11 protein-coding genes are annotated in these 14,496 nt (G+C 61.8%); 8 read left to right on the top strand and 3 right to left on the bottom strand.

Translation table 11 applies throughout. The features are described 5' to 3' along the window. Positions 1-20: 20 nt before the first annotated feature. From G5380_RS01300 to G5380_RS01290, 3 genes are all read right to left on the bottom strand, one after another. The gene (locus G5380_RS01300; RefSeq protein ID WP_421172158.1) at positions 21-1,133 is read right to left on the bottom strand and encodes an enoyl-CoA hydratase/isomerase family protein; all 1,113 of its coding nucleotides are present in this window, start codon (positions 1,131-1,133) and stop codon (positions 21-23) included. A gap of 18 nt (positions 1,134-1,151) precedes the next feature. Further along, complete coding sequence (locus tag G5380_RS01295; RefSeq protein WP_005345131.1) at positions 1,152-1,934, bottom strand: enoyl-CoA hydratase; 783 nt, start codon at positions 1,932-1,934, stop codon at positions 1,152-1,154. Between the two features lie 140 nt (positions 1,935-2,074). Continuing rightward, a complete protein-coding gene (locus G5380_RS01290; RefSeq protein ID WP_421172159.1) occupies positions 2,075-3,232 on the bottom strand; it encodes an acyl-CoA dehydrogenase family protein in 1,158 nt (385 codons plus the stop codon). 304 nt (positions 3,233-3,536) lie between these two features. Here G5380_RS01290 and G5380_RS01285 point away from each other — a divergent pair, with 304 nt between their 5' ends. From G5380_RS01285 to G5380_RS01250, 8 genes are read left to right on the top strand one after another with little or no spacing between them, the layout of a single operon-like run. Beyond that, positions 3,537-4,679 (top strand): isovaleryl-CoA dehydrogenase, encoded by a 1,143-nt coding sequence (locus tag G5380_RS01285; RefSeq protein ID WP_421254772.1) that lies wholly within the window; start codon positions 3,537-3,539, stop codon positions 4,677-4,679. Then, on the top strand, positions 4,676-6,277 hold the full coding sequence (locus tag G5380_RS01280; protein WP_421249235.1) for a carboxyl transferase domain-containing protein: 1,602 nt from the start codon (positions 4,676-4,678) through the stop codon (positions 6,275-6,277). The genes G5380_RS01285 and G5380_RS01280 overlap by 4 nt, the downstream gene beginning before the upstream one ends. 11 nt (positions 6,278-6,288) lie before the next feature. Beyond that, the gene (locus G5380_RS01275) at positions 6,289-7,125 is read left to right on the top strand and encodes an enoyl-CoA hydratase-related protein (protein ID WP_279490707.1); all 837 of its coding nucleotides are present in this window, start codon (positions 6,289-6,291) and stop codon (positions 7,123-7,125) included. Further along, positions 7,122-9,092, top strand: coding sequence for an acetyl/propionyl/methylcrotonyl-CoA carboxylase subunit alpha (locus G5380_RS01270; protein ID WP_421352237.1), 1,971 nt, complete (start codon positions 7,122-7,124; stop codon positions 9,090-9,092). Before G5380_RS01275 ends, G5380_RS01270 begins: the two co-directional genes overlap by 4 nt. Continuing rightward, complete coding sequence (locus G5380_RS01265; protein ID WP_337072139.1) at positions 9,089-10,057, top strand: hydroxymethylglutaryl-CoA lyase; 969 nt, start codon at positions 9,089-9,091, stop codon at positions 10,055-10,057. Before G5380_RS01270 ends, G5380_RS01265 begins: the two co-directional genes overlap by 4 nt. 2 nt (positions 10,058-10,059) lie before the next feature. Then, complete coding sequence (locus tag G5380_RS01260) at positions 10,060-10,470, top strand: MerR family DNA-binding transcriptional regulator (protein ID WP_337072138.1); 411 nt, start codon at positions 10,060-10,062, stop codon at positions 10,468-10,470. 36 nt (positions 10,471-10,506) lie between these two features. Continuing rightward, positions 10,507-11,268 carry a substrate-binding periplasmic protein gene (locus G5380_RS01255; RefSeq protein ID WP_337072137.1) on the top strand — a complete coding sequence of 254 codons (762 nt, stop codon included), beginning with the start codon at positions 10,507-10,509 and terminating at the stop codon, positions 11,266-11,268. 52 nt (positions 11,269-11,320) lie between these two features. Next, positions 11,321-14,323 carry a DUF748 domain-containing protein gene (locus G5380_RS01250; RefSeq protein WP_421352236.1) on the top strand — a complete coding sequence of 1,001 codons (3,003 nt, stop codon included), beginning with the start codon at positions 11,321-11,323 and terminating at the stop codon, positions 14,321-14,323. Positions 14,324-14,496 lie beyond the last annotated feature (173 nt).

Here is a 14,496-nt window from a genome sequence, read left to right as displayed (position 1 = left end):
GTGCGCCGGTTGCCAAGATGTTATTCCTTGCAGGCCAACGGATTGCGCCCCTGCGGCCAGCGATAGAACTCGTCCAGCCACTCCCCCTCCGGTGGCAACTGTTGCCAGCGGGGATCTTTATCCTTGTCGATCAGCAGTGCCCGTACCCCTTCCACAAAATCCCCCTTCAGCACGCAGTTGACCGAGAGGGTCAGCTCCTCGGCAAATACCTCTGCCAGTGAGTTGCGGCGAGCCTGCCAATATTGACGCCACAAAATGGCGCGGCTGATGGGGCTGCCGGTGCGGCAGAGCTGCTGCGCCTGCTGGAGTACCGTCTCCTGTTCATCGAACTGAGCTTCGAACAACCGCGCCAATACCCCTTGCAGCGTGCGCCCCGCCAGCAGGACATCGATTTTCTGTTGATGGGGTAGCAATACTGGCGCTGGCAAGCGGGCCGCTACCTCACGGTGCAATCCCCTGAGCAGCAGATCGATCTGCTCACGGGGCTCACCACTAGCAGCCCAGTCGAGCACGGCGAGGCGTGACAACAGCGCACTGCGCTCGCCACTGGCGATAGCGTGATCCGCCAGCCCAAGACCGATGGCATCACTCCCGTTGAAGCGGGCGCCAGTCAGACCGAGCCAGAGCCCCAGCCGCCCCGGCATCCGGCTTAAAAACCAGCTTGCTCCCACGTCGGGGTAGAGGCCTATGGTCACCTCCGGCATGGCGAACAGGCTCTTTTCGGTCACCACCCGAAAATCGGCTCCGGCAAACAGGCCAATACCGCCCCCCATGCAGATACCGTCCGCCACGCAGATCAGGGGCTTGCGGTAAGAGTGGATGTGGTGGTCGAGCCGGTACTCCTGCTCGAAAAAGTCGCGGGCATATTCGAACAGTTCCGCCTCGCTCGCCTCCTGCTTGCGGTAATAGAAGGAGCGGATATCGCCACCGGCACAAAATGCCTTCTCACCCGCTCCCTGCAGCAGCACACAGACGATGGCGGGATCCTGCTCCCAACGGGTCAGCGTCTGTTGCAGGAGCTGGATCATCGGCAGGCTCAATGCGTTGAGAGACGATGGGCTATCGAGGGTCAACACCCCGACCTGATGGCCATCTTCGGTGGGATAACAGCTAACCTTGACCGGCTCACTCATAAACGGCTCCGTATGGATTTATTCTGTTGGGCCATATTGCCAGCGCGGTAAGCGTTTCTCCAGGAAGGCGGCCACCCCTTCACGCTGGTTGGCATCGCTAAAGAGATCGAGAAACAGCGCTCGCTCAAGGGGCAAGGCGGCATCCCGTGGGCCACTGCGCCCCTGATTGATCAGGGTTTTGCAGGCGCGCAGGGCGCTCGGGCTCTGGCGCTCCACCAGATGGGCCATCTGGTGCGCCGCCTCCCACGCCTGACCGGTTTTCACCACCTCCTCCACCAGCCCCATCTCGTAGGCCAGCGAGGCACTCACCTTCTCACCGCAGAGGATCATCCGCTTGGCCCAGCCCGGCCCCACCAGCTCGGTCAAACGCTGGGTGCCACCGGCACAGGGAAGCAAGCCCACCGAGGCTTCCGGCAGTCCCAGCAACGCCTGCTGCTCGGCGATGCGGATATCACAGGCCAGCGCCACTTCCAGGCCACCGCCCATGGCATAACCATTGATGGCGGCGATACTGACGCCGTGAAAACGGGCCAGCGCCTCGAAGGCCTTGCCAAAGGCCTCGGCTACTTCACGGGCCAGCTCGACATTCCCCTCGACAAACATATTGAGGTCGGCACCGGCGCAGAAAAATTTGTCGCCCGCACCACGGATCACCAGCGCCACCACGTCGGGACGACTGTCGAGCTCCACCATCATCTGCAAAAAGGCCTGCAGGCTGGCGAGGGTCCAGGTGTTGGCAGGGGGATGGTCGAGGGTGATATAGGCCACGTGGCCATGATATTCGAGTCTGATCCTTGTCATAGCATTGTCCTTGTCGATGAAGCTGCCGCCATGATGACAGGCTTGAATGACACCAACCTGTGGCTGGCTCACAAAGCCGAAACCGGCATGGCATGGTGCAAATCGGGTGGCAGGCAACACACCCTTGATGCGACCACCGGTTAGCCCAGCGACAAACCGGGATCGGCCAGCATGCGGCGCGCGATGATGAGTCGCATCATCTCGTTGGTGCCCTCCAGAATGCGGTGTACCCGTGTATCGCGCAGATAGCGCTCGAGCGGATACTCGCGGATATAACCATAGCCGCCAAAGAGTTGCAGAGCCTCATCACAGATTCGATAACCCACATCGGTGGCAAACCGTTTGGCCATGGCACACCAGGCACTCTTGTCCGGTGCCCCGCGATCCAGCTTGTCGGCGGCCTGACGTACCAGCAAACGGGCGGCAGCCAGCTCGGTCGCCATATCGGCCAGGCGAAACTGCACGCTCTGGAATTCGCTGATCGGGTGACCAAATTGCTGGCGCTGCTGCACATAAGCCAGCGCATCGTCCAGCGCCTGCTGGGCGGTGCCCACCGAACAGGTGGCAATATTGATGCGCCCCCCATCGAGGGCCTGCATGGCGAACTTGAACCCTTCCCCCTCCTCACCCAACCGGTAGCGGGCGGGAATACGCACCCTGTTGAAAACAACCTCCCGGGTCGGCTGGCTGTTCCAGCCCATCTTCTCTTCTGCCTTGCCATAGCTCACGCCGGGGGCATTAGCCGGCACCATAAAGGCAGAGATCCCCTTCGCACCTTCACCACCGGTACGGGCCATCACCACCAGCACATTGCTGCTGCCTGCTCCCGAGATAAAGACCTTGGTTCCCTCGATGAGGTAGCTGTCACCCTCACGCACCGCCCGGGTCTTGAGTGCCGCAGCATCGGAACCCGCCCCCGGCTCGGTGAGGCAATAGGAGCCCAGCAATTCGCCGCTAGCCAGTTTGGGCACCCACTCCTTGGCAACCTCGGTGGGCAACCAACTACCCAGCATCCAGCTCACCATGTTGTGAATGGTCAGATACGCAGTAGTCGAGGTACAGCCCATGGCAAGACGCTCGAAGATGAGGCTCGCATCGAGGCGCGGCAGCCCCAATCCGCCAAACTGCTCCGGAGTATAGAGACCACAAAAACCTAGCTCGGCCGCCTGCTTGATGGTCGGGATCGGAAACTCATGCTCCTTGTCCCAGCGCGCGGCATGGGGTTTGAGCGCCTCATCGGCAAAGGCGGCGGCCGCCTCCACATACGCCTGTTGATCATCGGTCAGGGTAAAATCCATCTTGTCGTTCGCTCCCTTGTTGTCCCGCGCTTATTTTCCTGAGTTAGCGCTTTATGACGCGGCGCCCACACACTGGTCATTCGGATCTGCCACTATGGCGCTGTTGTCGTGGTAGCTGATGACGCTCTCACTACCACCTATCTATCGACACACAACAGATTAACAATTGATTTACGTTTACGCTAACGTAAACTTGTGGCAGAAGTGAAGTACAAAATGGACCGACCACTGCCAGCCGTAACGCCGAGTCAGCCGGTCGAGCCAACCTTCCAACCCGACTGTCATATCCGCAAGGAGAGCATGGATGCAGATGGATGAGACCCTGAATGCCCTGACCGAACAGGTTGCGGCCTTCTGCCAGAAAGTGATCGCCCCGCGCGCCAGCGAGATCGATCAGAGCAACGCCTTTCCCCGTGATCTCTGGCCCCGGATGGGTGAACTGGGGCTGCACGGCATCACGGTGGCGGAGGAGTATGACGGGGTGAACCTCGGCTATCTGGCCCACGTGCTGGTGATGGAACAGGTAAGCCGCGCCAGCGCCTCGGTCGGCCTCTCCTACGGCGCCCACTCCAATCTCTGCATCAATCAGATCCACCGCCACGGCACGGCGGAGCAAAAAGCACGCTACCTTCCCCCGCTGGTGAGCGGCGAGCATGTGGGGGCGCTGGCCATGAGCGAGCCGGGAGCCGGGTCCGATGTGGTCAACATGCGCCTCACCGCGGAGCGCGAGGGCGATCACTTCGTGCTCAACGGCAACAAGATGTGGATCACCAACGGACCCGATGCCGACACCTTCGTCATCTATGCCAAGACAGATACCAGTGCGGGCCCCAAAGGGATTTCTGCCTTTATCGTTGAAGCCGGCACTCCCGGTTTTTCTACCGCCCAGAAGCTCGACAAGCTGGGGATGCGCGGCTCCAGCACCTGCGAGCTGGTGTTCGACAACTGCCGAGTGCCGCAGGAAAACCTGCTGGGCACCCTGCACGGCGGGGTCAAGGTGCTGATGAGCGGGCTCGATTACGAGCGGGTGGTGTTGGCTGCGGGCCCCCTTGGCATCATGCAGGCCTGCATGGATGTAGTGCTGCCCTATGTGCGTGAGCGCAAGCAGTTTGGTCAAGCCATCGGCGAGTTCCAGCTGGTGCAGGGCAAGCTCGCCGACATGTATACCCGCCTCGCCAGCAGCCGGGCGCTGGTCTACTCGGTGGCGAGCGCCTGCGATCAGGGGCGCACCAGCCGTAAAGATTGCGCCGCAGCCATCCTGTTTGCCGCCGAAAACGCCACCCAGATGGCTCTCGACGCGATCCAGCTGCTCGGCGGCAACGGCTACATCAACGAATACCCCACTGGCCGCCTGCTGCGGGACGCCAAACTCTACGAGATCGGCGCCGGCACCTCGGAGATCCGCCGCTGGCTCATCGGCCGCGAGCTGATGGGAGAAAATGCATGAGTCGTATCCACTCCCGCCTCGACACGGCGAGCCCGGAATATGCGGCCAATCGGGCCGCCATGCAGGGGCTGGTCGATGATCTCCATGCCCGCATTGCCGAGATCGCGCAAGGGGGCGGCGCGGCCAACAACGCCCGCCATCAGGCCCGTGGCAAGCTGCTGCCCCGCGAGCGCATCAATCAGCTGCTGGACCCGGGATCCCCGTTTCTCGAACTCTCGGCGCTTGCTGGCTGGCAGGTCTATGACGAGCCGGTGCCCGCCGCCGGTATCATCACCGGCATCGGCCGGGTTTCGGGCCGGCTCTGCATGCTGGTGGTGAACGACGCCACCGTGAAAGGCGGCACCTACTACCCGCTCACGGTAAAAAAACACCTGCGCGCCCAGGCCATCGCCGAGCGGCTGCGCCTCCCCTGCCTCTATCTGGTGGATTCCGGCGGCGCCTTCTTGCCGATGCAGGACGAGGTGTTCCCCGACCGGGATCACTTTGGCCGCATCTTCTACAACCAGGCCCGCATGTCGGCCCAAAACATCCCTCAACTGGCAGTGGTGATGGGGCTCTGCACCGCTGGCGGCGCCTATGTGCCCGCCATGGCTGATGAATCCATCATGGTCAGGGAGCAAGCCACCATCTTTCTGGCGGGTCCGCCGCTGGTCAAGGCCGCCACCGGCGAGGAGATCAGCGCCGAGGCCCTGGGCGGCGCCGAGGTACACTGCGCCCACTCGGGAGTTGCTGATCATATGGCCCGTGACGATGCCCATGCGCTGGCCATCGCCCGCACGCTGGTTACTCATCTGGGTAACGAGCCGATAGAGAGCAGCCCCGGCTACGAGCCACCCTGCTACCCGATCGAGGAGCTCTACGGTCTGGTGGGCACCAGTCTCAAACGCCCTTACGACGCCCGTGAACTGATTGCACGACTGGTGGATAGCTCTGACTTTGACGAATTCAAGGCGCTGTTCGGCACCACTCTGGTGACCGGCTTTGCCCGTATTTGCGGCATGGAAGTGGGGATCCTCGCCAACAACGGCGTGCTGCACAGCGACAGTGCCCAGAAGGGGGCCCACTTTATCCAACTCTGTAACCGGCGTGCCATCCCGCTGCTCTTTTTGCAGAACATCACCGGCTTTATGGTGGGGAGTAGCGCGGAAAAAGAGGGGATCGCCAAGCACGGCGCCAAGCTGGTCACCGCCGTGGCCTGCAGCCGGGTGCCCAAGATCACCCTGATCGTCGGCGGCAGCTTTGGTGCCGGCAACTACGGCATGTGTGGCCGCGCTTATGAACCCGATTTTCTCTTTAGCTGGCCCAACAGCCGTATCTCTGTCATGGGAGGCGAACAAGCTGCCGGAGTGCTGGTGCAGGTGCGTCGGGACAAGCTGACTGCCGAGGGCAAAGATTTGAGTGAGCAGGAGGCGGCCGCCATCCGTGCCCCGGTGATCGAACAGTATGAGCGCCAGGGTCACCCCTACTACGCCAGCGCCCGCCTCTGGGATGATGGCGTCATCGACCCGGCCCAGAGCCGCACCGTGCTGGCACTGGCGCTCGCCGCCTGTCAGGGTGCCCGCATTGAACCCGAGCAGTACGGCATCTTCCGGATGTAAGGAGCAAACCCATGTCAGATCCACTTACTTCCTCCCAGACCCCATTTCGGCTGGAGCGGCATGGCCCGCTGGCCGAGCTGGTGCTGTCGCGCCCGGCCCGTCACAACGCCTTTGATGCCGACCTGATGCTGGGGCTGCTCGACTGCCTCGATGACCTGGCCCATCTCCATGGTCATGATCTTGCCGAACGTCCTCACGCCCTGCTGCTACGTGCCGAGGGAAAACACTTTTGCGCAGGCGCCGACCTCAATTGGATGCGTAATCTGGCCCACGCCGATTTCGAGCACAATCGCGAAGACGCCCGGGTACTGGCCCGGCTGATGCAGACCCTCGACGAGCTCCCCTTCCCCACGGTAGCTCTGGTGCAGGGGGCCGCCTATGGCGGGGCGCTCGGCCTCATCTGCGCCTGCGATCTGGTGCTGGCCAGCGATGATGCGCGCTTCTGCCTCTCAGAGGTGAGCCTGGGTCTGGTGCCTGCGGTGATCAGCCCCTACGTGGTGCGCACCATGGGAATGCGTCAGGCGCGCCGCTACATGCTCAGTGCCGAGCCGTTCGATGCCATCACCGCCTGTCGGCTCAATGTGGCACATCAACTCTGCAAGCCGGATCAACTGCTGGTGGAGGGGCGGGCGCAGGCCCTTCGTCTGTGCCGCAACGGGCCGGAGGCGATGAAAGAGACCAAACGGCTGCTGGCGGCGATAGAGGCCCATCCTTCACGCCTGCACGAAGAGAGAACCGTCGAGACCATCGCCCGGGTTCGGGTGGGACTAGAAGCTCAGGAGGGGATGCAGGCCTTCTTCGACAAACGCCCTCCCGCCTGGCGCCCCCGTTTCAAGGATGAGACATGACCCACCACACTCAGATTAAGCGCCTGCTGATTGCCAATCGCGGCGAAATCGCCGTGCGCATCATCAAGACGGCGAAACGCCTCGGCATTCACACCATCGCCCTCTACTCCGATGCCGACGCCCATGCTATGCACACCCGTCTGGCCGATGAGGTCTGGCATCTGGGGCCCGCACCGGCCAGAGAGAGCTATCTCGACACCGGCAAGGTGCTGAAGATTGCCAAAGAGGCGCGCGCCGATGCCATCCATCCCGGTTACGGCTTTCTGTCGGAAAACAGCGATTTTGCCACCGCCTGCGAACAGCGCGGCCTGCGCTTTGTCGGCCCAAGCGGCGCCGCCATTCTCGCTATGGGCGATAAATCGGGCGCCAAGGCGCTGATGCAGGCTGCCGGTGTACCTGTGCTGCCCGGCTATCACGGCACGGATCAGCGGCCGGACTTTTTACGCGATCAAGCGAGCCAGATTGACTTCCCGCTACTTATCAAGGCCGCCAGCGGCGGCGGTGGCAAGGGGATGCGCCGGGTCGATCAGCTGGCCGACTTTGACGAGTCGCTGGCGGCAGTCAAACGGGAAGCCAAGGCCGCCTTTGGCGACGATCGGGTGCTGCTGGAGCGCTATCTGCCCCAGGCTCGCCATGTTGAGGTGCAGGTCTTTGCCGATAGCCTCGGCAACGCCATCTATCTGGGGGACAGGGACTGCTCCTTGCAACGACGCCATCAGAAGGTGATCGAAGAGGCGCCCGCCCCCGACATCCCTCCGGCTCTGCGCCGCGCCATGGGGGAGGCAGCCGTGGCCGCAGCCAAGGCCATCCACTATCAGGGGGCTGGCACCATCGAGTTCCTGCTCTGCAAGGATGAGTTCTTCTTTATGGAGATGAACACCCGGCTGCAGGTGGAGCATCCGGTCACCGAAGCGGTGACCGGGCAGGATCTGGTGGCTTGGCAACTGGCCGTGGCCGAGGGCAAGCCACTGCCACTCACCCAGGATGAGGTGGTGCTGCGCGGCCATGCGGTGGAGGCGCGCCTATACGCCGAGGATGTGGCGGCCGGTTTTCTGCCTGCCAGCGGGCCCATCCACTGGCTCCACTGGCCCGTTGGCGTGCGCATCGACACCGGCGTCACCGCTGGCGATGAGGTCAGCCCCTATTACGATCCCATGATCGCCAAGCTGATCGCCCACGGCCAGAGTCGCGCCGAGGCGTTCGCTCAACTGGCCGATGCGCTGGCGGCACTGGATCTCGGGCCGCTGGTGCACAACGGCCCGCTGCTGCTGCGCCTGTGTGAAGAGCCCGACGTCCTGGCCATGGGCCACCATACCCAGTGGCCCATTCCCACCACAGCACGGCCCATTCCTGAGCTCGCCTGGCCGCTGGCCGCCCTCTGGCTGGCGAGCCGCCCTGCGGGCACCTCCCCCTGGCAGCAAGCCTGCGGATTTCGGCTGGGACCGGATCGCTGCTGGACGGCGGCGGTGAGCATCGGTGATGAGCACCGGGTATTGACCCTTAACGATCATGGCGGCCAGTTCGAGTGGCAAGGGGAGACTCATTGCTACCAGAGAGGTGACGATCATATCCGGCTGCAGCAGGGTGGCTGCTGGCAACAGATCCCCATTCAGACGGTCGCAGGCTCGGAGGCAGCCTTCATCATGACCCTGGGGGGCCAGCGCATCCGCTTCGCGGCCGATGATCGGCAGCACAGCCACCACCATGAGCAGGCAAACGAGAAGGCGCAGGGCGCCATCGCGCCCATGCACGGCATAGTGGTAGCCGTGCTGGTCGAGCAGGGGCAAACGGTCAGCAAGGGGCAACCCCTGCTGGTACTGGAGGCGATGAAGATGGAGCACCAGTTGCGCGCAGAGCGGGACGGGGTAATTGAAGCCCTGCAGTGCAAACAGGGCGAGCAGGTAAGCCAGGGGACCGTGCTGGTGCGCTTTGCCGAAGAGACTGCTTCACAGGAGGAACACCCATGAACCGATCACAGGACGTCCGTGACGACAGGGTCAGTCTGGTGGAGATGGGGCCGCGCGATGGCCTGCAAAATGAAGCTGCGCCCCTCTCCTTGGTACAACGGCTGGAGTTGATCCAGCGACTGGCAGACAGCGGCCTGCAACGCATCGAGGTGGGTGCCTTTGTCTCTGCCAAAAAAGTGCCGCAGATGGCGGACTCCGCAGCGCTGTTCGAGGCACTGCCGCGCAAGGGCTCAACCCGTTACGGCGCTCTGGTGCCCAATCTGCAAGGCTTGCAGGCAGCCATTGCCGCCCGCGCCGACGAGATTGGCCTCTTCACCGCCTGCTCCGACGGTTTTACCCGCGCCAATATCGGCATCAGCGTGGAAGAGTCGCTGGTGCGCTTCGCCCCGCTGGTGCAGGAGGCGCGCCGCCTCGGCATCAAGGTGCGCGGCTACCTCTCCACCGTCATCGCCTGCCCGTTCGATGGCCCGACCCGGCCGAAACGGGTCGCAACCATGGCCGAGCAACTGCTGGATCTCGGTTGCCACGAAATTTCGCTGGGGGACACCATAGGCGTCGGCACTCCGGGCACCGTGGCCCCCATGCTGGATGCGGTGCTGCACGAGATCCCGGCGGGGCGACTCGCGGTCCATTTTCACGACACCTACGGCCAGGGGTTGGCCAACCTGCTACCCGCGCTGGAGCGCGGCATTCGCACCATCGACTGCTCGGTGGCGGGGCTTGGCGGCTGCCCCTATGCGCCGGGCGCTTCCGGTAATGTGGCGTCAGAAGAGGTGGTCTACCTGCTGCACGGCCTTGGCATGACGACGGGGGTGGACCTCGACACACTGGCGGCCACCGGCCAGTGGGTCAGCGAGCAGCTCGCTCGCCCCAACGGCTCGCGGGTCGGTCAGGCCCTGCACGCCAATGCCGAGCGGCTGCGTGCCCGCCTCTGCCAGCCACACGCCCAGCAACAGGAGTCATGACCATGTCCCGTTCCCTGCCCAGCAAGGAGATCACCTACAACATCTCGGAGCTGGCCCACGAATTCGATGTCACGCCGCGCACCATCCGCTACTACGAGGATGAGGGGCTGCTCACCCCGATGCGGGAGGGGCAAACCCGCATCTACAGCCATCGGGACAAGATCCGGCTCAAGTTGACCCTGCGCGGCAAACGGCTGGGGTTTAGCCTGGCCGAGATCCGCGAGCTGTTCGATATGTACGACACCGACAAATCGAGCAAAAACCAGCTCAACTCCATGATCAGCCTGATCGAAAGCAAGCGCAGTGCCCTGCACCAGCAACTGGAGGATATCCAGATGGTGATGGCCGAACTGGAAGCCGCCGAACAGCGCTGTGTTAATTCCCTTAACAGCTTGAAAACTGGCGCAGATTAACCGAATCTGGGAGCAAGCTATTGCCCTGGGGATCCCATGAGATATTGGTGCTGGTTTTTGCTCTTGTTCAGCCTCTCTGGCTGGAGCCATCCCCTCATCAAGGTTGGCGGATACCCCTATGCCCCCTTTGTGGTCAAACTCCCCGATTCCCGCTATGAAGGGCTGACGCTGGACCTCATCGCCAAGCTAAACGAGATCCAGCAAGAGGTAAGATTCGTGTTTGTTCCCACCTCGGCCGCCAACCGTTACAAGGCGCTCGATCTGGGCCGTTTCTCGCTGATGCTGTTTGAAGACACCAAGTGGGGCTGGGACACAGATAAATTCAAGATGACAGCCCCCTTCCTCGGTGGTGGCGAGGTCTATGTGGCCCTGAACAAAACGGGTCGGGATCAGCGCTTTTTCGATGACCCCTCTCGGCATCATCTTATCGGGGTGACCGGCTACCACTACGGCGTCGGCCAGTTCAATGCTGATCCTCTCTACCTGCAGCGCAAGCTCAATATCACCCTGGTCAAGGACAACGTCAGTGCCTTGCAAGCGCTACTCAAAGGGCGTGGCGAGGTAGCCATTCTCAACGTTTCGTACCTTAACCAGTATCTGCTGGCCCACCCCGACACCGCCGACCAGCTGCTGATCTCGCAGAAATGGGATCAACGATATCAACACCGCGCCATCCTTCACCCTGAGGCCCCCATTACCCCTGCCCAGCTGGAACAGTGGCTGGCAGCGCTGCAACAAAAGGGGGAACTGAATCGCCTTTGGACAAAGTACGGCGTACAACAGCACGCAACCCCATGATTACTATCCAGCTTTTCTGTACCATGGCGGGAACCAAATGGGAGTGCACCAAATGAACACCACCGAGCCCGCGTCCCCCAAGCTCCGCTTGCTGCGCTACCTTGCCTACGCTTTCCTGCTGCTTCTTATCCTGATCACCCTGCTGCTGTGGCAAACCCCCCGTCTGATCCAGCGCTATCTGCCCGGCTGGCTGGCCGAGCACTACGGCCTGCAGCTGACGCTGGGGGAAATTGACGTAGGTCTGCGCAACCCTTCTATCTCCCTCGGCACGACTGCCCTGCTCGATGCCAAGCAGCAGACCATCATCGGTTTTGAACAGCTCTTTATCACCCCAAACCTGCAAGCCAGCTGGCAGCAGAAAGGGATCGTGCTTTCCACCGTCACCCTGACCAAACCCGCGGTGCTGCTGCAACGGCTGACAGATAAAAAAGGAGATGTTCGACTCAATCTGACCGATGCGCTTGCCACCCTGCTCGCCCCTGTGCCCTCCCCCGAGCCCGAACCAGCCAGTGCACCGCTGCTGCTCGACATTGCCAGCGTCAATGTCACTGACGGCCATGTGCGCTATCAGGATCAGCGCAAGGAGAGCGAACCCGGCTGGTTGCCGCCCCTCAATCTGGAAAAAGTGACCCTCAAGCTCGATAACCTGCGCACCGAGGCAAATCACCCGACCGCCTATCAGCTGAACGCTGCCATCAACGGCAAAAGCAGCCTCGCTGCCCACGGCAAGCTCGATGTGATGAGCGGCATGGGTCAGGGCAAAGCGAGCCTCAAACAGGTCGATCTGAAACCCTTCGCCCCGCTCTGGGCACCCTATCTCAAGCTGGATCTGGCCAAGGGCCACGCCAATGCAGAGGTGGAATACCAGCTTAAAGAGGGCAAGCAAGGGGTACTGTGGCAATTGTCCAAAGGCAAGCTGACCCTAGACAACTGGCAGCTTAAAAAACACAAGGGCGACGAATTTGCCCGCTTCGGCCAGTTGGCCCTTAGCGAGCTGGCAGTCGATGGCCAGAAACAGTCGCTCCAGATCGGCAAGGTCACTCTGCAACAGCCCCTGCTCAAGGCCACCCTCAACCCACAGCAGGAGCTGGATCTGGCTGACTTGCTGATTGAACAGGCCCCCACCAAGCCCGTCAAAGAAGCCAACACCGCAAACGAGGTGGCCAACAATGCGGCGCCCAAGTCGGCACAACAAGCAAAGACAGCCGGTAACGGCAAGAAACAAGGGGCAGACAAACCCTGGCAGTGGCAGATCAAGCAGATCACCATCGACAAGGGCGATCTCACTCTCACCGAATCGAGCAGCGGCAAACCGCAGGCACGCCAGCTCTCCGGTCTCAAGCTGGCGTTGGGGCCACTGGGCAGCAAGGGGGAGCAACCGAGCAAACTGACTCTGGCCACCCAGTTCAACCAGAGCAGCCCCCTCGCCTTTGATGGCCAACTGACCCTGACTCCTTTCACCTTAAGCGGCGACATCAACCAGCAGGGGCTACCCCTGACGCTGGCACAGCCCTATCTGGCCGATCTGGTACGCATCAAGGTGCAAAACGGGCTGCTGAGCAGCAAGACCCGCCTTGATCTCGCCACCACCGCCCAGGGAGATCTCAGCAAGCTGACCCTGCAGGGGGGGCTCGATGTCAACGGGCTCAAGGTGGTCGATCGGGCAGACAATCAGCGGCTGCTGGAGTTCAACACCCTGGCTCTCACCGGTCTGACGTACGACGGCATCAGCCAGCAGATGCGGATCAAGGACATTGCCCTGAACAAGCCCTTCGCCCGCATCGAGATCAACGAAGATGGCACCACCAACCTGCAACAACTGCTGCTGCCGCAGCCGGCGGCAGCCAAAAGTACTCAAGCGGCGGCAGGCAGCAAGGCTCCCGACTTTCGTTTCACCATTGATCAGCTGCGCACCGAGCAGGGCAACCTGCGCTTTGCCGACCGCAGTCTGAGTCAGGATTTTGTGGCCGATATCGCCTCGCTGGGCGGCCAAAGTCGCCATATCAGCAATATTCCGGGGCAACGCTCCGATCTCGCCTTCAACGGCAAGGTGGATCGCTATGCACCGGTGACCATTCGCGGCGGTACCAACCTGCTGGTGGCCAACCCGATCCTCGACATCGCGGTCGCTTTCCACAATCTGGAGCTCACCACCTTTACCCCCTATTCGGGCACCTATGCCGGTTATGCCATCGACAAGGGGCAGCTCTCCATGAAGCTGCACTACAAGCTGGAGGGCAATCGGCTGGAGGGGGATAACGACATCACCATCAAGAAGCTGCAACTGGGCGAGAAGATCAAGAGCGATCAGGCCAAGGATCTGCCGCTGGGGCTGGCCATCGCCCTGCTGAGCGATGCCAACGGGGTGATACAGATGAACCTCAAGGTGAAGGGCGATCTCGATCAACCGGACTTCAGCATCGGCAATATCTTCTGGGATGTGCTGGGCAACACCCTGAGCAAGGCGATCACCTCCCCCTTCTCCCTGCTCGCCTCGCTGGCCGATGGCACCGAAGATCTCGACGAACTTCCCTTCCTGCCGGGGGATCCCGATCTCACCCCCACTCAGCAGGAGAAACTGGTCAAACTGGCGCAGGCCCTCAAGGATAGACCCAAGCTCAGCATGAACATTCGCGGCAAGGTCAACTTCAACGAGGAGCGCCCCATCCTGCAACGGCAAAAGCTTGAACGGGTACTAGCCAAGCTCACCGGCAATCAGGCGGATCTCGACCTGCTGGAACAGGACCCCGCCCTGCAAGAGGCTCTGGCCCAAGCCTATGAAGAGCGCTTTGGCGAAGATCTGGAAGATCTGGCGGACCGCCTCCATCTGGATGAAGAGAGCGCAGCACTGCGGGCCCAGGCGGTGATCCTGCTGCGGGATCAGCAGCTCATCACCGCCAAATCCCTGCGCAATCTCGCCATGCGCCGGGCGCAAAATACCAAGGAGTTTCTGGTCGACAGCCAGGGGATCGCCCCGGAGCGGCTGTTCGTGCTCGACAGCCAGGTCAAGGAAGAAGACAAGGAAGCCAAAGTGATCCTGACGCTGGATCAGTGACGCCGTTGCACTGCGCAAATGCGTAATAAAAATACAACCCCTCAACTATTTTGACACCTTTTGCTCACCAAACAGCCTGTCTTGGTGAGCATTTGGCCACTGATGCAAATAATCACGTAGTTTTTTTACGATTTATCCCCCTTGCCCCCTTGCGGGCGCGCCACAGCCTGCCT

The sequence above is a fragment of the Aeromonas sp. 604443 genome (assembly GCF_049170315.1).
GTDB classification, from domain to species: domain Bacteria; phylum Pseudomonadota; class Gammaproteobacteria; order Enterobacterales; family Aeromonadaceae; genus Aeromonas; species Aeromonas veronii_A.
The sequence above is the reverse complement of the archived record's forward strand: the minus strand, read 5'-3'. Positions and strand labels throughout refer to the sequence as shown.

What these genes read in the sequence shown, in the direction of transcription:
- G5380_RS01250 (WP_421352236.1), top strand. Translation starts at nt 11,321, where the DNA reads ATGAACACCACCGAGCCCGCGTCCCCCAAGCTCCGCTTGCTGCGCTAC.
- G5380_RS01300 (WP_421172158.1), bottom strand. Translation starts at nt 1,133, where the DNA reads ATGAGTGAGCCGGTCAAGGTTAGCTGTTATCCCACCGAAGATGGCCAT.
- G5380_RS01275 (WP_279490707.1), top strand. Translation starts at nt 6,289, where the DNA reads ATGTCAGATCCACTTACTTCCTCCCAGACCCCATTTCGGCTGGAGCGG.
- G5380_RS01260 (WP_337072138.1), top strand. Translation starts at nt 10,060, where the DNA reads ATGTCCCGTTCCCTGCCCAGCAAGGAGATCACCTACAACATCTCGGAG.
- G5380_RS01280 (WP_421249235.1), top strand. Translation starts at nt 4,676, where the DNA reads ATGAGTCGTATCCACTCCCGCCTCGACACGGCGAGCCCGGAATATGCG.
- G5380_RS01285 (WP_421254772.1), top strand. Translation starts at nt 3,537, where the DNA reads ATGCAGATGGATGAGACCCTGAATGCCCTGACCGAACAGGTTGCGGCC.
- G5380_RS01295 (WP_005345131.1), bottom strand. Translation starts at nt 1,934, where the DNA reads ATGACAAGGATCAGACTCGAATATCATGGCCACGTGGCCTATATCACC.
- G5380_RS01290 (WP_421172159.1), bottom strand. Translation starts at nt 3,232, where the DNA reads ATGGATTTTACCCTGACCGATGATCAACAGGCGTATGTGGAGGCGGCC.
- G5380_RS01270 (WP_421352237.1), top strand. Translation starts at nt 7,122, where the DNA reads ATGACCCACCACACTCAGATTAAGCGCCTGCTGATTGCCAATCGCGGC.
- G5380_RS01265 (WP_337072139.1), top strand. Translation starts at nt 9,089, where the DNA reads ATGAACCGATCACAGGACGTCCGTGACGACAGGGTCAGTCTGGTGGAG.
- G5380_RS01255 (WP_337072137.1), top strand. Translation starts at nt 10,507, where the DNA reads ATGAGATATTGGTGCTGGTTTTTGCTCTTGTTCAGCCTCTCTGGCTGG.